A 19,268-nucleotide genomic window follows, 5' to 3' on the forward strand; every position below is an offset into this window, starting at 1 on the left:
TTGTTTTTTTAAAAACTAAAGAATCTATCGTTTATTTGATTTTTTTTTGGCTTTTGGTTTTGCAGCTGGTTTTGTTTTTTGTGCCAGTTTGGCTTTCTTAACCGCAGATTTCTTTTTTACCGCCAATTGTTTCTGATTCTTTTTATAAACCGACGGTTCATATTTAGAAAAATCCACTTCAATCTTTTTAGGGACTGCAAATTCAGGATTCGCTTTCGGCGAACTTTGTGTAATGATACTGTCTTTCGGTGTTCCCAAAAATTCTCTTAGCGTGCGAATGTTTTCATTCCTTCTGACTAAGTTATAATTTCCTGGAATATCGAACCAAAGGTCACGGCCTTGGCCAAACTCAGTACTCTCTTGCGGAGGAAAGGAAAAATCCTCAATGGCAGAGAGAGGTTGGAAGAGGGGAAAAAAAAGTGCATTTTTGTAATTTGTTTTTACCCAATCAGATTCATAACCCCAATAGGATTGTCTTGTATTGGTAAACCTGTCGGAACCATGGAAGGGAGTTCCAAGAGTGATGAGTCTTTTTACTTTTCGTCTTGCTTCATCAGGTAAAATCAAAACAAGAAGACCGCCGGTGTTGTGAGCGATCAAAGTGACTTCGTTAGGTGCTGTGAGAATTTGGCTAGCAAGATACTGAACAGCTTCTTCGAGAGACACGGGGTTACGTAAGGTTGAAAGGATCCCCACTTTGAATCCTAAATTGTCCAAATTGGATTTGAGTCTAGAATAGTAGGATCGCCCGGCGAGAAACCCAGGAACGATCAATATGTTTTTATCCTTATTATTCTCCACAAACAAATGGCTCGGAAGATAAAACGACAATAACGCCCAAAAACGTTCCAGATATTCTATGAATCGAAACATGAATTAAATGATTCTGTCTGACTCGATTCTTGTCTATGAAAATCAATTCCAGCCCAAGAATTCCTGAATTGACCGATTACCGTACTCACATAGGATTGCCTTTTAGAATCGTATGCGTCATAGTTTTTTAATCATTATACTTTTGGGATTGTTTCCCACGATTCTTTTTGCCGAACCAGGGAATTACGAAGCCGCAGCGAAGCTTTTGCCCCAAATTTGGGAAACAAAATACCCCCTTCCTTATGGAAAACTCACGAAAAAAGATCCCTTAAAACAAGGAATCCGACAGGTGACTCGTAAAAAAGGGAAGTATTGGATGTACAATTTTGAAGTTTTTATGCCAAAATACGAAAGGCAAGAGACGGTCGCGGTTCCAAAAGAAGACGGCCGGAATATCCTCGTATTTTTTCTATGGAATCCGGCTGTTTCGGAAGAACCACATCGGATCGAACTCGGGGAACCACACGAAGGGAAATGATTATGGACAAACAGAAATCGGACCAACTCATCAAAGATACTATGAAGGCCGCTGGTCTTACGGATGCATTCATCGCCGATTTTATTACCAAAGTTGATGCGGTGAGAAACGGAGAAACAGGAATTGTCAATTGGGAAGAAGTGGGGGATTTAGACCCTAAAACCGATGAAATCCCTTTAGAGTCCATTCACTCTGCTTATCCAACTGACCTCAGTTTGTTATCCAAGTTAGTTGTGATCAAACTCAATGGAGGGCTTGGAACCAGTATGGGTCTCGACAAAGCAAAGTCCCTCATCCCGATCAAAGGTTCCATGTCTTTTCTCGCTGTCATGGCAAAACAAATTGAATACATCCGTTCTGAGTATGGAGTGGCAGTCCCTTTGCTTTTTATGGACTCTTATAACACTCAAAAAGATTCACAAATAGAATTAGAAAAAAATGGATTCAAACAATCTCTTCGCACAAGTTTTTTACAAAACAAAGTCCCTAGGTTAGATGCAGAAACATTTGCTCCCATCCAAAATAAAAATGAAAAAGAAAATTGGTGCCCGCCAGGACATGGTGATATCTATTTTACAATGGTGCAAGAAGGGATTTTGGATGAATTACTTTCCAAAGGATTTGAAATCGCCTTCTTATCCAATGGAGATAATTTAGGAGCCACTGTTGATCCACATATTGTCAGTTATCTTTTGAAAGAAAATATCCATTTTGCTATGGAGATGACTCCAAAAACTCTCGCCGATAAAAAAGGTGGGGCCATCTATCGAAAAATAGTCGGTGGTAAGTTTATCAAGTATGAACTTTTGGAAACAGCACAAGTTCCTAAAGAACATGAAAATGAATTCAGTGGGCTTGGAAAATTTCGAACTTTTTCTACTAACAATCTTTGGATCAATCTTCGTGCTCTAAAAGAAAGATTTAACCAAGGAAACTTTTCACTTTCTCTCATTGTCAATCCCAAACAAGTGGAAGGAAGGTCAGTGATCCAATTGGAAACAGCTATGGGAAGTGCTGTGGGCAATTTTCCTAAGTTTAAAGGAATCATTATTCCTAGAGATCGATTTGCTCCAGTGAAAAAAACAGAGGATTATTTGATTCGCCGTTCGGATGCTTATATTCTTAACCCAGACTTTTCTCTTACCATGACAAAGGAAAGAAAGGCTTCCGGGCTTGGTGAAATTTTAGTCCAACTGGACGAAACCTATTATAAAAAAATTCATCAGTTTGATTCTTTATTTTTGCAATATCCATCTCTTCTGCATTGTGAAGAGTTAGTGGTGACTGGCGAAATTCTGTTTGATACGCCGATTACAATCAAAGGGAAAGTAAAATTTCTGAACCAATCGGGTGTCTTAAAAACTATTTCTTCCATTGGAAGAAAGGAATTTCAAAACGAAACCATTTCCTTATGAAATTAAACATCATCATTAGTTTTTTGTTTTTTTTCCTTCAGTGTGGGTCACCATTTTCGTTTCGGTCGGCCTGTTATGATCGTAACAAATGTTCTACGATTGAAGGAGATTGTTTTTTGCGAAATGACGCGTTTTATAAAATATCTACGAATAGTCCTGAATACAGCTCCATAGACTTAACGGCTATTGTTGGCAGTTGTATAGGATTAGAAAAAACTTGTCGCAAAAATTGCGAAAGTGGAACTATTTTTTAGCTCCAAAGTCAAAAATCTGTTTCATATGAACTAACATTCGTTTGATATAAACTTCATTTAAGGAAATCCTCCAGTTGATAAGGGCTCCTTCATAAAGGTTGATTAAGTCTCTCGCCATTTCCATCGCATCAATTTTATCTTCCAAAAAATCACTCGCTTGCCATTTACCTATATACACTGCAAATAGGGTCTCCCATCGGAAAGCAATGGATTTAAATTCATCACTAAACGGTTGTTCTCCGACAGGGAATTGGCACGAAAATATAGCAATGGGACAGCCTTGGTAATAAGAGGCATCTTCATGCATCTGGATAGTTACAGCTTGGGAGAGTTGGGTTATAAAATCATCGGGGGTATGGGATTCCCTTAGAATTTGCCGAAACCAAAGAAGGACATCGGCTCCATAAGATTGGATGACTCGAATTCCTAAATCCCGTTTGGAGGGGTAATGGTCATAGAAAGAAGCTTTGGCAGTTCCCGATTCGCGGATGAGTTGGTTGATACCTGTATGGTAGTATCCTTGTTGGTAAAATCGTTTTTTGGCGATTTCGAGGATGCGGTGTCGGGGAGAGCCTTTCATTGGATCAGGGTGTGGCGGAGGGGGAGGGTGTGTCAATACTTACGAACCGTTCTGTCTGTTTTTATGATTTACAGACAGAACGGTCTGCATGAACCTAACACCATGCCCCACATCACCGAAATCCCCATCCTCTGGTCTCACATGGACGCCAATGGCCACGTAAATAACGGCGTGTACCAGACTTATTTTGATGAAGCACGAATCCAAGCTCTTGAAAACGAAGGATTCTCAATCCAGGAAATGCGTGAAAAAAAAGTAGGCCCGGTGATGGTAAAAGCTGAGTTATCTTACCACAAACCCCTCCATCATCCAGATAGGGTTCGCATTGAAACGGGATTTCAAGATATGTCGAAAATTAAAGGGAAGGTCATTCAAAACATGTTTCGTGTTTCTGACGGAGCTCTTGTTTGCGCGGCAATATTTTCGGCTTTGTTCTTTGATTTTGAAAAAAACAGACCTTGGAAACTTCCTGATACTTTTTTAGAAAAGTTTAGAGTGGATTAGTTGAAAAGACCAAAATAGAATAAACTCACCGAATAGGTGAGTCCTTTTTTATTCGCGAATGAAGGAAAGTTGACTTTTCTCTGGAACTAAAATTTTATCTTCAAACTCACCTGACAAAGATTCGTAGTTAGGAGATAGTTTGATTTTCCATTTTCCTTTTTCTTCTAGAAGATCAGAATCTACAATATTTTTACCGCGAAAAATTTCGTTTTCATTCCACTTCATGATGATATTTCCTTCTACATCTTCCGCTTCAATGGTCAATCGAACTGGTTTCACTTTGTTTTTCCCATCCCAGTACATTGCTGTCCAAGGGCCAATAAACTTTTGTATTGCGGACTCACCAAAGGTTTTTACTTTTTTAATATCAACCACTGTATCGGAAATGACCGACGTGACAGGTTTTGAAAATAAACTTTCACCAATCCCTTTGGAAACAGATTGGATGGCAAAAAAATAAAATTGGTTTTTTGTTAGATTTTGTAATTTAAAATTTGTTTCGGAGGTTTCTTTGACAAGACTCCACTCCGAATCATTTTTTTTACGCATGTAAATTTTATAAGAAGTTACCTTGGGGATCCCATTCCAAGTGAATATAAATTCGCTTGTTTTTCTGTTCTCTGAAACGTTCAGTTCAGGAGATTTGATTCCGAGTGACCTTCCTGCTACGAGAGAGGGGAACCCAATGTCTGGTTCTGAAGGCAGGCTAAACAATCCACCTTCAAATTCAGATGCCACAGCATAAAACGATTCCTTTTCATAAGAGGTATCATCTTTGAATTGTAGGTCAGTTGTAGATGCAATTTGTTTCCAAGCCCCATTAGTTTTTCGAAAGATATGGTAAGAGACAGCACTCGGCGATCCTTCCCATTGTAAAATGGTTACACCAGCGTAGGATCCTTTCGATGCGGTTAGATTTTTTGGTCTCGGTTTTAAAACTTCCGATGGATCCAAATGGGCAGAAACATAATAACTAGATTCGCCAATGAGTTGGTTTCTTTCGGGAATGACTTGGTAAATTTCGCTATCACCGTTACGACTGGCTTTTAAATCAATATACGATGTTTTTTCAGTTTTACCTAAAAATCGGTAGATCCTTGCTGTGGGATTCCATTTATAAACTGTATAAGTTGTGGAGATTGGCTGCGGATCCCATTCCAATAAAATGCGATCATTGGTTGGTGCGACCACAGCATGGAGATTTGTCACTGGTAATATTCCGGCAGGTTTTGTTGGATCAACCGCATAACCATCGTTTGAGTCGATTGATGCTTTAGAAAGGAAGTTTTCATCTAAACTTGCCACACGATAATTGTATGCCACACCTTTTTGGATTCCAAAGTCTTCAAAAAAAGCTTGTTTCGAAAGTCCCACCAGTTGGTATTTACTGTCGATTTTACGTTTACGGTAGACTTCGTATCCAATAGCACGTTTTTCTCTAGACCAACTGATCCGTATCCGATCAGAAAAATCACCTCGAGAGGCAAATACTTCTTTGGGTGGGAATAGATTGTGTTCGCCGTATTCTAAAGATTCCAATGCATCATTTAGTCTATTCTGAGTTAGGAGTTCGTTTTCAGTTTCTGAATCAGCAACATAGGCTGATTTTGTATACATGGGAAAAGTGTCGTAGGAGATCCATAAATACCCTTGGTCACCCCACGTAGTTCCCCAAGTATTCCATACCTTAAATGCTTTCTTTTTGTCGTTATAACCCAAAAGGACAAGAGACTGGGCACCTAATATTTCGCCAGTCCCCTTTTCAAAAATAGAGTCAGGTTTTGGATCTCTAAAATTCTCATAAACCAAATACCCAATGAGAACAGGCCGTTTTTCTGCTAACGCCAGTTTAATTGAAGTTAGGTCATGTGGTTCAACTCTATAAATCCTGCGTAGTCTTGCCTTTCGACCTACCTCAACAATATCTGCTTTGGGCCTAGTCCTAAAACTAGATGAGGATTCGTTCATTTGTTGTAAGGATACAGAACCTCGACTTTCAGCGAGCACCAATCCATCCAATAAGGAAACTGCTTGGTCTTTCCCACTATTTAGTTGGTTATAAATAAAGTTAGGTGAGTATAATTGTTTTTGTCCATTTGCGGAAGTAGGCCCTAATGAGGATAGATTACGAATCCCTTTTTTTTGGGCTTCTAAATAAGAGATGAGTCCATAACCGACTGTATACCCAACGTTATCTTTGTAAGTGCCTTGGTCAGCGGGTGTTGGAAATTCAATAGAAAAATCAAAGTTTCCTGGTAAATCAGAACTTACCAGTTCGGAGCGAAATGGTGGAATACTTTGGTATAATTCAAATGGATCGGGGATAAGGCCTGGTTTTCTAGCAGAGGATTTGGATTCTGTTTTTCCGGTAATGGGTTTGGATTGGAACCCGGCGATCATAAGCGAAACAACAATAAAAATGGTTCCAATCGCAATTCGATGTTTGGTTTTCCGTAACATATCAATCCTCTTCTAAATCAAAACTGATAGGCAGTCTATGAGCCATCCTTGTTGGTTTTCCTTTGTCATATCCAGGGGAAAACCGGGCTCTTTGGATGATGCGAATGGCGGCTTCATCAAACCCATAACCCGCTCTACCTGAAACAACTTTAACACCTTGGAGGACACCGTGTTCATCCACTTGCACCATCACAATCACAGTCCTTTGACTGATATTAGCTGCTTTTGCTGCTTCCGGAAAATAGGCTTTCAAATCAAAATCAATGATGGGGGTAGGAGGTCTATCTCCATTGAAAGAAAACAAATATCCATCTTTATCCGTTCCATTGCCTGAAAGTTGGTTGGGATTCAAATCAGAATTATCTGGTTTTTCTTCCGCATCTTTGTTTGATCCTTCCACCCACTCTTGTTTTTCAACAGGAGCCGGGCTCGAAGTTCCACCCAGAAGTTCTGGAGGAATTTCTTCAAAAGAAACATCCATATCTTCCATCGAAGTTTCTTGGAAGGCTGCGTTACTCGGAAGTGTGAGTATAAAATAAATCAAATAACAAAATACATGCAACCCAACTGAGGCGAAAAGACTGGCTCGAAAGAGTCCAAACCTTCTCAGTTTGTATTGCAAAGATAATGTATATGATTTCATAATGTTATGATCTTATTAGTGATGGATGTTAGGTGTCGAACTAGAAGATTGGTTGTGTTTCCCGCTCGTGACAAAACTAGCATGGATTTCTTTGGATAAAATTTCCAAATGGCCAAGAACAAGTTTCATTTTCCGAGTGAAGTAGTTATTGGCAATCACCACAGGAATGGCTACCGCAAGACCCGCAGCAGTTGCTAGTAGGGCAGTGGAGATACTACGCATCACAACTTCTGCTCCCGAATTCCCAAGTGTACCCAGTCCGTAAAATGCTTTGATCACACCAAGAACCGTTCCCAAAAGACCAATGAAGGGTGCGTTATTTCCAAGAGTGTTTAAGATAGGAAGTCTTTCCTCTAAACTCAAACGTTCTTTGAGAATTTTTCCTTCCATGAGCTCCATAAGACCCTTATGATTTTCCTTTTCCCGTTCTAAAACGAAATGGATGAACCTTGAATAGGAATTTTCCATGGGGTGGGACTCTAATAATTTTTCAGTGCCTTTTAGGTCTCTATGGCGGATGAGAAGAGTGAGTGAATCGAGAAATGACTCTGATTCTTTGTTAAAATTACGTTTATAAACAATGAACCTTTCGATAAATACGGCAATCGCGAGAATACTCGCGAGTAACATAACGAGGAATATGATTTTTTCCCCAAGGTCTACGAAATCTTGCATTTTAGGAACCTTCTAACGGACAGAATTCTTTACCTTGGACAACAATCAAAGAGAAAAATTGCGGAAAAAGAACTTCGGTTGCCTCATAGTCGACCCTAAAGAAAGAATGATTCCAAAGGTTGGTATGAAGGCAAAAAACATTCTTCCCAGTTTTTTTGGGCTCATTTTTATCGTTTTAGGTGTTTCGTTGGTAGTGTTCTATGCTACGAAATCTTGGGAGACTTTTCTCAATCTCTGTCCCAACAAAGATTTTTTGTCTTGGGATGAAAATATCCGACTGAACCAAGTCCTAGACCAGTATGTAGATTTTCGTACGGGAAGTTTTTTCAAAGCAGTGATGCCATTTTTGGAAAGTCCGACTTGGCCACCTCTCCGCTCTATTTTAACTTTTGTTACTCTCTACTTGCCAATTGACGCTTATGAAACCTATAGGGATTCTTTTTTAGGGCTTTTGTTTTTGATTTTAGTATATCCAGCTCTGGTTTATATTGTTTTTCGCATAACAAAGTCACTATTTTGGTCAGGACTTCTTTCTGGTCTTATTTTGATCCTCACCATCCAAACCGGAGAAGTGCCTGCCTATTCACTTTCTTCCATGTTAGAAACGCAATCCATGTTTTTTCTTTTGTTTTCTGTTTATGCCATTTATCGTTTGTATGATGTAGACAACCGTGAAAGAGAAATTGATTCCACAACAAAGTTGTTAGTTCTATTTTCTTTGTTTGGATTTTATTTTACAAAATACCCGTATGGGATTTTGTTTTTTATGGCATGTTTCGCCTATGAACTTTTAAGATCTCCCAGTCTTTACAAAGATGCTTTGTTTTACTTATTAAAACATTATGCGAAAGGGATTCGATTAGTCTATTTAGTTTTTGTAGTGCTTATGGTGTTTTCTTTGCCAGTTCTACGAGTGGTCACAAAAATCAATCTCAACCAAAAAGGGTTCAAACAGTTTATGTTTGGAATCACCTTTGTTTTGTTTGTGGATCTTTCTATTTATTTTTTCCGTAAAAGGGATGAAATCAAAAAAATATTTCCGAAAACGGTAGTGGTTCTTTGGGTTTATGCAGTATTTCCGGCTTTTCTTTGGTTATTTATGAATCCTGACCGGGTGAATGCTCTCATCGATGCCCAAATGATTGTGAATGCATACACAAGAAGTTTTTTCTTAACTCTTTGGACGGAACCAGGCCTGGATCCTTCTGTACCTGGGGTATTTGATTTTATTTGGGGGTTTCGCACTCTCATTGTGTTTGCAGTTCTTTCTCTTCTTTATTTCGTATTACGAAGTGGAATCAAATTCCAATCTAAGCTAAAAGATCCACTCCTTGCAGGAACTCTTGTTTTATTTTTGGAACTTCTTATTTTAGAACTGACAACGGGAAATAAACAACCAAGGCATGTATTGCAGTTTATCCCTGCCATCGGGCTTGTGAGTTTCCTTTGGATCTTGCGTTTGTACGAGTTAGCTGAGACAAAAATAGAAAAAATCACTTCTGTTTCCGTATTTTTACTCACCGCTATTTTTGTGTTTTCAAATTCATTGTATTCTCAAGGAATTCTTTCTGGGAATTTTTTTGAGAAAAAAATGTTTTGTTACCGTGGGATGAATGCCGGTGATTTCCAACCAGCAAGAGAGATCGCCGAACAGATATCACCTGAGAAAAAATACATTTTGATCAATGCCTTCCATTTTGAAGAAAAGTATAGTTCTCGAGGTCGGGTGCTCGCATCAGATTTCGATCTTGCGATGAAACTAAAAACTTATAAACAAGGTATGGTTCGAAATGATAACAAATATCGTTGGAAAGAATGGACCGATTTTGATTCCGTTCTTTTATTAAGCGATGTTTGTCCTGATAGTTTTGTCGAAGAAAAATTTGAAAATCGTACAAAAACCTTGAATAGTAAATCAACATTACTGTCTACTTATAGAGAAAGTTCTGGCATTGCCTGCCTTCAAGAATATAAATTGCTCAAATAAAGAAAGGGTATTATGAGTATAGCTTCTTTTTCCATCAAACGTCCCATTTTTATATCTTCGTTGGTCATCATTATGGTGATTACGGGATTTATTTCTTTGAAACGAATTGGTGTTGATCTTTTCCCTGACATCAATATTCCCTTTGTTGTCGTTTCGACTGTGTATCCAGGTGCAGGCCCGGAAGAAATTGAAACTTCCATATCCAAACCTTTGGAAGAGGAACTCAGTTCCATCTCTGGATTGAAACGGATCACATCCAGAAACCAAGAAGGGATTTCGATGGTCTTTGCTGAGTTCAATCTCACAACAGACATCAAATACGCCGAACAACAAGTTCGGGACAAAACAGCTCGCGTCAAACCACTCTTCCCCGAATCTTCGAAAGAACCACTTGTCCAAAGGTTTGATCCATCAGACCAACCCATCATGAGGATTTCCCTTTTTGCAGACTTACCAGAAGGGGAACTTTATGATTTGGCAAAAGAAAAAATCAAAACCAAGTTAGAACAAGTCAACAACGTGGGCGCTGTAAAAATCATTGGTGGTTCACGCCGGGAAATCCACATCGAACTGGATCGTAACAAAATCAATTCCTACCAAGTCCCAGCCCTTGCGATTGGAAACCAAATCAAAAACTCCGGAGTTAATATTCCCGCGGGAAAGGTAGAAGGTGGGGACAAAGAAACATCTTTTCGAACTGTTGCCAAATACGAATCCTTATCTCAAATCGAAAACACAGTGGTATCCTTTGGTGGGGAATTTGGACGAGGAGTACTTGTTAAGGATTTAGGCCAAGTTAAGGATACTTTACAAGACCGCCAAACAGTAGGTATGTTGTATGCTCCTGTAAAAACAGAAGAACACGAAGAACCATCTGTTATTGGAAAACTTCTTTTTAAATACGAACCTCCCAAAAAAGAAAGAGTACAAAAGAAAGCTCTCTTTCTGGATGTTTACAAACAATCCGGAGCCAATACCGTAGAAGTGGCCGATGGAATTCTTGGAAAAATTGATTCCATTAATGAACAGATCAAAGACTTAAAAGGTGCCCCAAAAGTCATTCTCATCCGCGATGGATCCAAATGGATTCGTGCCAATATTGAAGACGTTACCATCGCCATCATTCTCGGGATTTTACTCGCTGTTATTGTTGTGTATCTTTTCCTTGGGAACATTCGTTCGACTCTTATTACGGGTATGGCCTTACCAAACTCAATGTTAGGTGCCTTTATCATTATGTATGCCATGGGTTTTACCATGAACGTAATGACTCTTCTTGCACTTTCCCTTGCCGTGGGACTCCTTGTGGATGATGCCATTGTGGTCAGGGAAAATATCTTCCGGAAACTAGAAGAAGGGGAATCTGTCATTGTTGCCGCAAGGAAAGGAACAGAAGAGGTAACTCTTGCTGTGATTGGAACTTCCTTAACAGTGATTGCGGTATTCCTTCCGATTGGATTTTTATCAGGGATTGTCGGTCAGTTTTTCAAACAGTTTGGATTTACCGTTGTTTTTGCGATGATCATTTCCCTATTTGATGGATTGACCGTTGCACCAATGTTATCTGCTTATTTTGCAGGAAAAACAGACATCCATAAAAAGAAAAACATCGTATTACGTAACTTCGATAAGTTCCAAGATTTTCTGGACAGAATGTACGGAATCATCATGAACTTTGCCCTAAAAAAACCATGGGCAGTCATTCTACTAACTTTTCTCACATTAGTTACTAGTATTTTCTCACTTGCATTTGTGAAAAAAACCTTCTTACCAGCAAACGACCAAGGTGAGTTTATGGTGAACGTAGAGATGCCGCCGGGAACTTCCTTACAAGGAACTACGGAAGTGGTAGAAGACATTCAAAATGCCATCATCCAATTTGTGCCTGAGATGGACCTTCTCGCAACCGTTGTTGGTAACAGTGATGGAGAATCCAATATTGCGACCATTGGTGTGGCACTTCTCCCTTCCGAATATCGAAAACGTACGACAGGGGATGTCAAAGACCAGGTTCGTGAATTTTTAAAACAATACCCACAAGCAAGACCTAAGGTGAACGACTATTCGGCGATAGGTGGTGGGGTTCAATATCCATTTAACTTAAACTTAAAAGGTGAAAACCTAAAAGATTTGGAAGCGTATTCGTTTAAAGTCATGGAAGAATTACGAAAAATTCCTGACCTTACAGACGTGGACACAACGTACCGAACAGGAAAACCAGAATTCCAAGTAGTTCCAAACCGTGCGAAAATGCAAACCGTGGGTGTGGTCGCTGGTGTTATGGGGGCCGAACTTCGTTACCATATTGAAGGTGGGGAAGTGGCTAAGTATTTAGAAAATGGAATCGAGTATGATGTAAGGCTTCGTTTGAAAGAAGACCAACGAAATTTACGAAGATCGTTTTCTGAAACTCGTGTGCCGAACATCCAAAACCGTCTCATTCCACTCAGTGCCATTGCTGAAGGAAAAGAAAGTAGTTCTCCTGCAAGGATCATCAGAGAAGACAGATCGCGAGTGGTTCCAATCAACGCAAACCTAGCACCGGGTGGAGCGATTGCATCGGCATCTGAGGCAGCGACAAAAATTCTAAAAGAAAAACTTCAGCCTCCTCCAGGGATTACCTATTCCTTTGTGGGCCAATCGGAAGATTTTAAGGAACTTTTACAAAACATCATCCTTGCTTTTGGAATGGCTCTTATCTTCATCTATCTAGTGTTAGCTTCACTATATGAATCCTTTATCACACCGATTACGATTCTATTCGCGATTCCACCGGCCATTTCGGGAGCTTTCTTTGCTCTTGCTTTGACTGGTGAGATGTTAAACCTTTTCAGTATGATTGGACTCATCCTTCTCATGGGACTTGTGGCCAAAAACTCCATCCTTCTTGTAGACCATGCAATGCTTGCCATGAAAGAACATGGAATGACAAGAGATGAAGCCATCTTTGATGCGGGATCCAAACGCCTCCGTCCTATCTTAATGACATCCCTTGCGATGATTGCAGGAACTTTGCCAATTGCACTTGGAATTGGTGAGGCTTCTAAATCAAGAACAGCCATGGGAATTGCGATCATCGGAGGTCTTGTCCTCTCCACTCTCATCACTCTCATTGTGGTGCCTGCTGTGTTTGGATACATTGACCGTCTTCGTGAAAAGATCGAGGGAGCTTTCCGTCCTGATTACGAAATTCGACCAGAGGATTTAGAGGGTTAAGTTCAAAACTTACTGATTCTAGGGCATAAATTTAAACTTGCCCAAACTTTGAATTCGGTGTTCTCTTGCTTACATGTCCAGCGAACGCCGAATTTACAAACGAATCTCCGAAAAAGTCCAGCTCACATACCGAGTGATCCAATCGGGCGCAGGCTCTGCACAGTTTTTACCCAAAGACAAGGGAGAAGGAGAATCCCAAGATATTTCTGAAGGCGGACTTCTATTCCGAACGAAAGAACCCATGCCGCTTGGCACGAGATTGGAATTAGAATTACGATTTCCTGATGTTAAGTACGTTTTGTACCCTAAAGCAAAGGTGGTTCGTTTGGAAGAGTTCGGAGAAGGGGCATTCTACGAAATTGGACTCGAGTTCAACCAGTTGTTTCTCGATGACGAAAAACTTTTATTAGAACACATTAGTCGATTAGAAGTATAACCTGAATTTTTCTACTTCCCACAATTCATCGGTGATTCGGTAGAACTCGTATGTTACAAAGGTTAGCTGGGTTTTTTCGAGGAATTCCTCTCGAACCGATTTCTCTTCTCGCTGTTTATTCAGAAATTATTAGTAAACTATATTTCCTGGGACTAGCTTATTGTTTGGCTTATATCCAAAGTGTTTATTTGGAGTGGAATACCCCTGACCAAACCAATTGTATTCTTTCTGCTATCCAACTTGTACTCAGTGTCATTTTAGTTTTGACTTCCTTCTTTTTTAGGAGGTTCTTTGGAATTGCTCCTATCCTTGTTCGTTTGACTTTTTTTCTTTTGGTTCTGGTGGAGATTGAAACAGGATTCCATGATCCCACCATTCCTTATTTTGACCCTAGGAATTGGTTAACCATCACTGCTTTACTGGCTACTTCTTCTTTCTTTTATCCGGGCCTTGTTTGGCAGTACATATTAGAATGGTCGATTGTTCTTTTGATATACATCATCAGAGTGTATTTTGCCAACCAAACAGTGATTCCACTGGAAACTTGGAGAGAGATGTCTACCATTTTTCCTTTGTTTTTAGTGGCTTTCTTTTTAAACCATTGGTGGTTTCGAACCAGATACATTGCAGCTTATCGTGGGATGTTGTTGGAAGAAAAACGAAGAACTTTTTTCCAAGACATCCACGATAGTTTGGGCTCCCAACTGACAGATTTGGTGATACTCACGCAAAAACTGGAAAAAACTCCAAAAGAAATTACAGACATCCAATTACAAAAATTAAAACAACTTTCCGAGTCGGCACTGCAATCTTTGCGCACCCAAGTTCAAGAAGAAGACCAAAGAGAGTTGTTCCAGGAATCATTGTTAGACGGAATCGGATTATCCGTCAAAAAAAGATACAAACTAGCAGGGCGGAATGTTAACTTAGAGTGGGTAGGTCACGGCGAAGATCCTATCATTAAAATAGGAGATCCAGAAATGGCCCACCATATCCTTCAGATCTTTAAAGAAATCACAACCAATGATTTAAGGTATGGGAACGGGATTTCCACTTGGAGGATCGAACGAAATTTGGATCACTTAGAATTTCAATTTTCTACTGAGTCACAAAGTTTGGAGAACTCAGGAAAATGGACGAAAACTAAAAACCATGATGGGGATGAAGGTGTCCTTTTTGGGATCGGTGAACGAGGGTTACACCAAAGAATCAAAACACTTAACGGTAAAATTCTCATAACAGAATCTCCTTACAAAATTGATATGAAACTTCCGATAGGGCTTTTTGATTTATGAAATTCATTTCCATAGGTATCATCGAAGACAATTTGGATTTTTTACAATCCCTATGTGGAGTGTTAGAAGAGAATCCATCACTCCATTTAAAAACTTGGAATTCAGCAGAAGAGTTTTGGGCAGAGGATGCGGCCAAAGAATGGGATCTTCTAATTTTAGACATTGGCCTACCGGGCATGACTGGGATTGATGTCCTCAAAACCTATCATACCGTTCAATCTCGAAAGAGTTTAGTGATTTCTTCCTTACAAACAGATGATGCCATTTTTTCTGCCCTTAGGAATGGGGCATCTGGTTATATTTGGAAATCAGAACTAGACTCTCTTCATGATACCATCCAAACTTTACTTGATGGGGGAAGTGTGATTTCACCTTCCATCGCCGCAAAAGTCTTGTTAAGTTTTCGTAAACCCCAACCAAACTTGGATTCAGGAGTGGGTGTGGAAGTACTCACTCCTAGAGAAAGGCAAGTTTTGGAACTCATTGTGGAAGGGGATAGTCCCCACCAAATTGCTTCTCTTTTTGGAACGACTGTGGGTACGGTGCGCCAACAAATCAAAACGATCTATAAAAAACTCCAAGTCAATACCAGAGTGCAGATGGTGAAAAAAGCCCGTCAGTTTGGAATTTTCTAAATGGATTTTGGATTGTTTGGTAAGTTTTTGATCCTAATTTGCGATTCTGATTTTTATACCATCTGGTAAATGGACAAATCCTAAGATTTTCGATATCATTCTAGGATCGAATCACACAAATACATGCAAACACGAACTGAGTCCATCGATTGGATCTCTATCTTTTGGGTCAAACTTAGGTTTGTGCTCTGGTTTGGTGTTTACTTTGCTCTCGTGTTTTTAATGAATTGGATTCTGTAAGAAAATCCAAAACTCGTTTCCTAAATTAGGTTTGATTACTTTCTCCCCCTCCCTCCTTATTTTTATACCATTTGGTAGATAGACAACTTCCTAATCCCCCGATAGAATAGATCCTGTATGCCAGTCTTTCCTATTCTTTGATTGGTACTAGCGAACGATTTCCATTTGACAATCTATTTGCCCATGCAAGCGCCATCGTGTGCGACCGCCACGGTGGTGTTTTTTTATTTGTCCATAAGGTGTTTGATTTCTTTTAAGAGAGTGGATTGGCCCGCCATCAGCTTTTTTTCGGATTCCAAAATGGATTCTTTTTTGCCTGGGCGCATAAAAAATTGTTCGAGTACGACTTCTCTCAAAGTTTCATCAAACCACATCCGAGTTTGGTTCTCCCGATTTTTCGCATAATATCCGTTTGTTTTTGTTGTAGAGATATAATCTAAAATCAGTTTCCAAATTTCATCAATGCCTTTCCCGCCAATCCCACTGCAAGTGGTGGCCCTAGGTGTCCATTTGGATTCTGGGGCAGGGAAAAGGTGGAGGGCCGATTCGTATTCCACACGAGCTCGCATCGCAAAAGGTTCATTTTGTCCGTCGGCCTTATTGATGGCAATGAGATCTGCCATTTCCATAATTCCTCGTTTGATTCCTTGGAGTTCATCTCCCGCACCGGCAAGCATGAGTAATAAAAAGAAATCCACCATGGAGTGGACTTGGGTTTCGGATTGTCCGACACCTACAGTTTCTATGATGATAGTATCAAATCCGGCTGCTTCACAAAGGTACATGGACTCTCTTGTTTTTCTTGCGACTCCTCCCAAAGAACCACTGCTAGGTGAAGGGCGGATGAAGGCATTTTCTGATTTGGAAAGAATCTCCATCCTTGTTTTGTCACCGAGAATGGAACCTTTGGTTCTTTGGCTACTCGGGTCAATGGCAAGGACGGCCAATTTATGATTTTGTTCTAGAAGGTAACTTCCAAAACTTTCGATAAAGGTAGATTTACCAACGCCGGGAACACCTGTGATCCCAATCCGAATGGAATTTCCCACTTTTGGCATCACAAGTTCTAAGATGGCTTGGGCTTTGTCATTATGGACTTCTAAATTACTTTCCACAAGTGTGATGGCTTTGGAGAGATGGGTGCGGTTTCCAGAAAGAATCCCTTCGGCAAGTTCGGCTACGGAAATTTCTTTGCGAGTAAGTGTTTTTCTTTGGTCACGGATGTAAGGAGAAATGGCTGGGGCATCGGCCACACCTGGATTGACAGAAAGGGCCGACTTTGGATTCGTTTTACCGGAATCCTCTTTCTTTTTGCCAATGTCCTCGTTTGGTGTTTCCATATTGATTTTTTGTAAAAGATCCTAATAAACACCGATCCACTGATAAATTCCAGCAAATCGGTGTTTGGTGGGATAAGTCTCTTGTTTAATTTAGAACTTAGGCAGCTCTTCTTTCACCAAGAAGGATGTTCAGAATTTGTTTGGCAGCTTCTGAAATCACAGTCCCTGGTCCAAAAATTGCCGTTGCACCCGATTTGTAGAGGAAGTCGTAGTCTTGGGCAGGAATTACCCCACCCACAACCACGAGTACATCTTCTGCTCCCAGTTTTTTTAACTCTTCAATCACTTGTGGGACGAGAGTTTTGTGACCGGCAGCAAGGGAAGATACTCCCAAGATATGGCAGTCATTCTCTACTACCTGTTTGGCGACTTCCGCTGGTGTTTGGAAAAGTGGCCCGATATCAACGTCAAAGCCCATATCCGCAAAACTAGTGGAGATAACCTTGGCACCACGGTCGTGTCCATCTTGGCCCATTTTGGCAACCATGATCCGTGGACGACGGCCTTCTAATTTGGCAAATTCATCTGCAAGGTCTCTTGCTTCTAAATAGCCTTTGTCTTCGGAAATTTCAGAGGAATACACTCCAGAGATAGAACGAATCACAGCCTTGTACCTCCCAAATACTTTTTCCATAGCATAAGAAATTTCACCAAGAGAAGCACGTTTTCGTGCGGCATCCACTGCGAGTTCGAGAAGGTTCCCTTCACCCGTTTCAGCACATTTGGTAATGGCGTTTAACGCGGCTTCTACGGCAGAACTATCCCGATCTTTTTTCATTTGTTCCAAACGTTTGATTTGGGCAATCCGAACGGCAGTGTTATCAATGTCTAAAATATCAAGAGGGGCTTCCTTATCCAGACGGAACCGGTTGACCCCAACAATCACATCCTTTCCAGAATCGATACGGGCTTGTTTTCTTGCCGATGCTTCTTCAATTCGCATCTTAGGAATTCCAGTTTCGATTGCTTCTGCCATTCCACCTAACTTTTGTACTTCGGTGATAAGGGCCCAAGCTTTATGGACTAAATCGTTTGTGAGTTTTTCTACATAGAAAGAACCACCCCAAGGGTCGATGACTCGGTGGATGTTAGTTTCTTCTTGGAGATAAATTTGTGTATTTCTTGCAATCCTCGCTGAGAAGTCAGTAGGAAGGGCAATGGCTTCATCGAGTGCATTTGTATGTAAGGACTGTGTGTGACCAAGAGCCGCTGCCATCGCTTCGATACAAGTCCTTCCTACGTTGTTGAAAGGATCCTGTTCGGTGAGTGACCAACCAGAGGTTTGGCAATGAGTTCTGAGTGCGAGTGACTTAGTGGATTTGGGTTGGAACTGGTTTACGATCTTTGCCCAAAGAAGTCTTCCTGCACGCATCTTAGCAATCTCCATAAAATGGTTCATTCCAATTGCCCAGAAAAAAGATAGGCGAGGGGCAAACTCATCCACGGAAAGCCCAGATGCAATTCCTGTTTTGATGTATTCCCATCCATCGGCGAGTGTATAGGCAAGTTCTAAGTCTGCCGTAGCGCCCGCTTCTTGCATATGGTATCCAGAAATGGAAATGGAATTAAACTTAGGCATGTACTTGGAAGTATAACCAAAGATATCGGCAATGATTTTCATGGAATGTTTCGGTGGGTAAATGTAAGTGTTACGCACCATAAACTCTTTCAAAATATCATTTTGGATGGTTCCAGAGAGTTTGTCTTTGGAAACTCCTTGTTCTTCTGCCGCCACAATGTAGAAAGCAAGCACTGGAATGACGGCTCCATTCATAGTCATGGAAACAGACATTTGGTCCAGAGGGATTTGGTCGAAGAGGATCTTCATATCCAGAACCGAATCGATGGCCACACCGGCTTTCCCCACGTCTCCTACTACACGGTCATGGTCAGAGTCGTAACCACGGTGGGTGGCAAGGTCAAAGGCAACAGATAGTCCCTTTTGTCCAGCAGCTAAGTTTCTACGATAAAATGCATTGGATTCTTCAGCAGTGGAAAACCCAGCGTATTGGCGGACAGTCCAAGGTTTGTTCACATACATCGTGGAATAAGGGCCACGTAGGTAAGGAGGAATCCCTGCCGCATAGTTTAGATGTTCCATTCCTTCCAAATCCGTTTTCGCATAACGAGATTGGATGGAGATTCCTTCTGCTGTTTGCCAAAGGGAAATGGACTTGGGATCTGGTTTCCCGGAACTGAAAGAAAGAGGAGTATTTGCAAAATTGGGTTTGTTCATG

General features: G+C 40.6%; 16 protein-coding genes. 9 read left to right on the plus strand and 7 right to left on the minus strand.

Annotation, left to right across the window (positions count from 1 at the left end):
- Positions 1–24 precede the first annotated feature (24 nt).
- Entirely contained in the window at positions 25–873 is an 849-nt protein-coding gene (locus EHQ24_RS07315) for an esterase/lipase family protein (protein WP_135601021.1), read from the minus strand.
- A gap of 112 nt (positions 874–985) precedes the next feature.
- Between EHQ24_RS07315 and EHQ24_RS07320 the strand changes: the two genes are divergently transcribed.
- The 3 genes from EHQ24_RS07320 to EHQ24_RS19475 are packed head-to-tail and all read left to right on the plus strand — an operon-like array spanning position 986 to position 3,020.
- Positions 986–1,351: a hypothetical protein gene (locus tag EHQ24_RS07320; RefSeq protein ID WP_135601022.1), complete on the plus strand. Its 366-nt coding sequence runs from the start codon at positions 986–988 to the stop codon at positions 1,349–1,351.
- 2 nt (positions 1,352–1,353) lie between these two features.
- Positions 1,354–2,766: a UTP--glucose-1-phosphate uridylyltransferase gene (locus tag EHQ24_RS07325; RefSeq protein WP_135601023.1), complete on the plus strand. Its 1,413-nt coding sequence runs from the start codon at positions 1,354–1,356 to the stop codon at positions 2,764–2,766.
- The gene (locus EHQ24_RS19475; protein ID WP_135601024.1) at positions 2,763–3,020 is read left to right on the plus strand and encodes an LA_0364 family Cys-rich lipoprotein; all 258 of its coding nucleotides are present in this window, start codon (positions 2,763–2,765) and stop codon (positions 3,018–3,020) included. The genes EHQ24_RS07325 and EHQ24_RS19475 overlap by 4 nt, the downstream gene beginning before the upstream one ends.
- Here the strand turns inward: EHQ24_RS19475 and EHQ24_RS07335 are convergent.
- Entirely contained in the window at positions 3,010–3,600 is a 591-nt protein-coding gene (locus EHQ24_RS07335) for a TetR/AcrR family transcriptional regulator (protein ID WP_135601025.1), read from the minus strand. The two genes, EHQ24_RS19475 and EHQ24_RS07335, sit on opposite strands and share 11 nt — an antisense overlap.
- Before the next feature lie 102 nt (positions 3,601–3,702).
- On the opposite strand from EHQ24_RS07335, the gene EHQ24_RS07340 reads away from it, so the two are divergent.
- Positions 3,703–4,104, plus strand: a complete 402-nt coding sequence (locus tag EHQ24_RS07340) for an acyl-CoA thioesterase (protein WP_135601026.1) — start codon at positions 3,703–3,705, stop codon at positions 4,102–4,104.
- 48 nt (positions 4,105–4,152) lie between these two features.
- Here EHQ24_RS07340 and EHQ24_RS07345 read toward each other — a convergent pair whose 3' ends face one another.
- From EHQ24_RS07345 to EHQ24_RS07355, 3 genes are read right to left on the minus strand one after another with little or no spacing between them, the layout of a single operon-like run.
- Positions 4,153–6,564 carry a fibronectin type III domain-containing protein gene (locus EHQ24_RS07345; RefSeq protein ID WP_135601027.1) on the minus strand — a complete coding sequence of 804 codons (2,412 nt, stop codon included), beginning with the start codon at positions 6,562–6,564 and terminating at the stop codon, positions 4,153–4,155.
- 1 nt (position 6,565) lies between these two features.
- Positions 6,566–7,207, minus strand: coding sequence for an energy transducer TonB (locus EHQ24_RS07350; protein WP_135601028.1), 642 nt, complete (start codon positions 7,205–7,207; stop codon positions 6,566–6,568).
- A gap of 15 nt (positions 7,208–7,222) precedes the next feature.
- Positions 7,223–7,882, minus strand: a complete 660-nt coding sequence (locus EHQ24_RS07355; protein WP_135601029.1) for a MotA/TolQ/ExbB proton channel family protein — start codon at positions 7,880–7,882, stop codon at positions 7,223–7,225.
- Positions 7,883–7,988: 106 nt separating this feature from the next.
- Here EHQ24_RS07355 and EHQ24_RS07360 point away from each other — a divergent pair, with 106 nt between their 5' ends.
- From EHQ24_RS07360 to EHQ24_RS07380, 5 genes are all read left to right on the plus strand, one after another.
- Positions 7,989–9,869 (plus strand): hypothetical protein, encoded by a 1,881-nt coding sequence (locus EHQ24_RS07360; protein WP_135601030.1) that lies wholly within the window; start codon positions 7,989–7,991, stop codon positions 9,867–9,869.
- A gap of 12 nt (positions 9,870–9,881) precedes the next feature.
- Positions 9,882–13,085: an efflux RND transporter permease subunit gene (locus EHQ24_RS07365; protein WP_135601031.1), complete on the plus strand. Its 3,204-nt coding sequence runs from the start codon at positions 9,882–9,884 to the stop codon at positions 13,083–13,085.
- A 73-nt stretch (positions 13,086–13,158) separates the two neighbouring features.
- Positions 13,159–13,521: a PilZ domain-containing protein gene (locus EHQ24_RS07370; protein WP_135601032.1), complete on the plus strand. Its 363-nt coding sequence runs from the start codon at positions 13,159–13,161 to the stop codon at positions 13,519–13,521.
- Between the two features lie 50 nt (positions 13,522–13,571).
- Positions 13,572–14,816: a sensor histidine kinase gene (locus tag EHQ24_RS07375; protein ID WP_135601033.1), complete on the plus strand. Its 1,245-nt coding sequence runs from the start codon at positions 13,572–13,574 to the stop codon at positions 14,814–14,816.
- Positions 14,813–15,451, plus strand: coding sequence for a response regulator transcription factor (locus EHQ24_RS07380; protein WP_135601034.1), 639 nt, complete (start codon positions 14,813–14,815; stop codon positions 15,449–15,451). Before EHQ24_RS07375 ends, EHQ24_RS07380 begins: the two co-directional genes overlap by 4 nt.
- A gap of 464 nt (positions 15,452–15,915) precedes the next feature.
- Here EHQ24_RS07380 and meaB read toward each other — a convergent pair whose 3' ends face one another.
- Together meaB and scpA are read right to left on the minus strand one after the other, a co-directional pair.
- Positions 15,916–17,031, minus strand: coding sequence for a methylmalonyl Co-A mutase-associated GTPase MeaB (meaB, locus tag EHQ24_RS07385; protein WP_135601035.1), 1,116 nt, complete (start codon positions 17,029–17,031; stop codon positions 15,916–15,918).
- Positions 17,032–17,128: 97 nt separating this feature from the next.
- Positions 17,129–19,267 (minus strand): methylmalonyl-CoA mutase, encoded by a 2,139-nt coding sequence (scpA, locus tag EHQ24_RS07390; protein ID WP_135601036.1) that lies wholly within the window; start codon positions 19,265–19,267, stop codon positions 17,129–17,131.
- Position 19,268: the final 1 nt, after the last annotated feature.

It is taken from the genome of Leptospira noumeaensis, assembly GCF_004770765.1.
GTDB classification, from domain to species: domain Bacteria; phylum Spirochaetota; class Leptospiria; order Leptospirales; family Leptospiraceae; genus Leptospira_A; species Leptospira_A noumeaensis.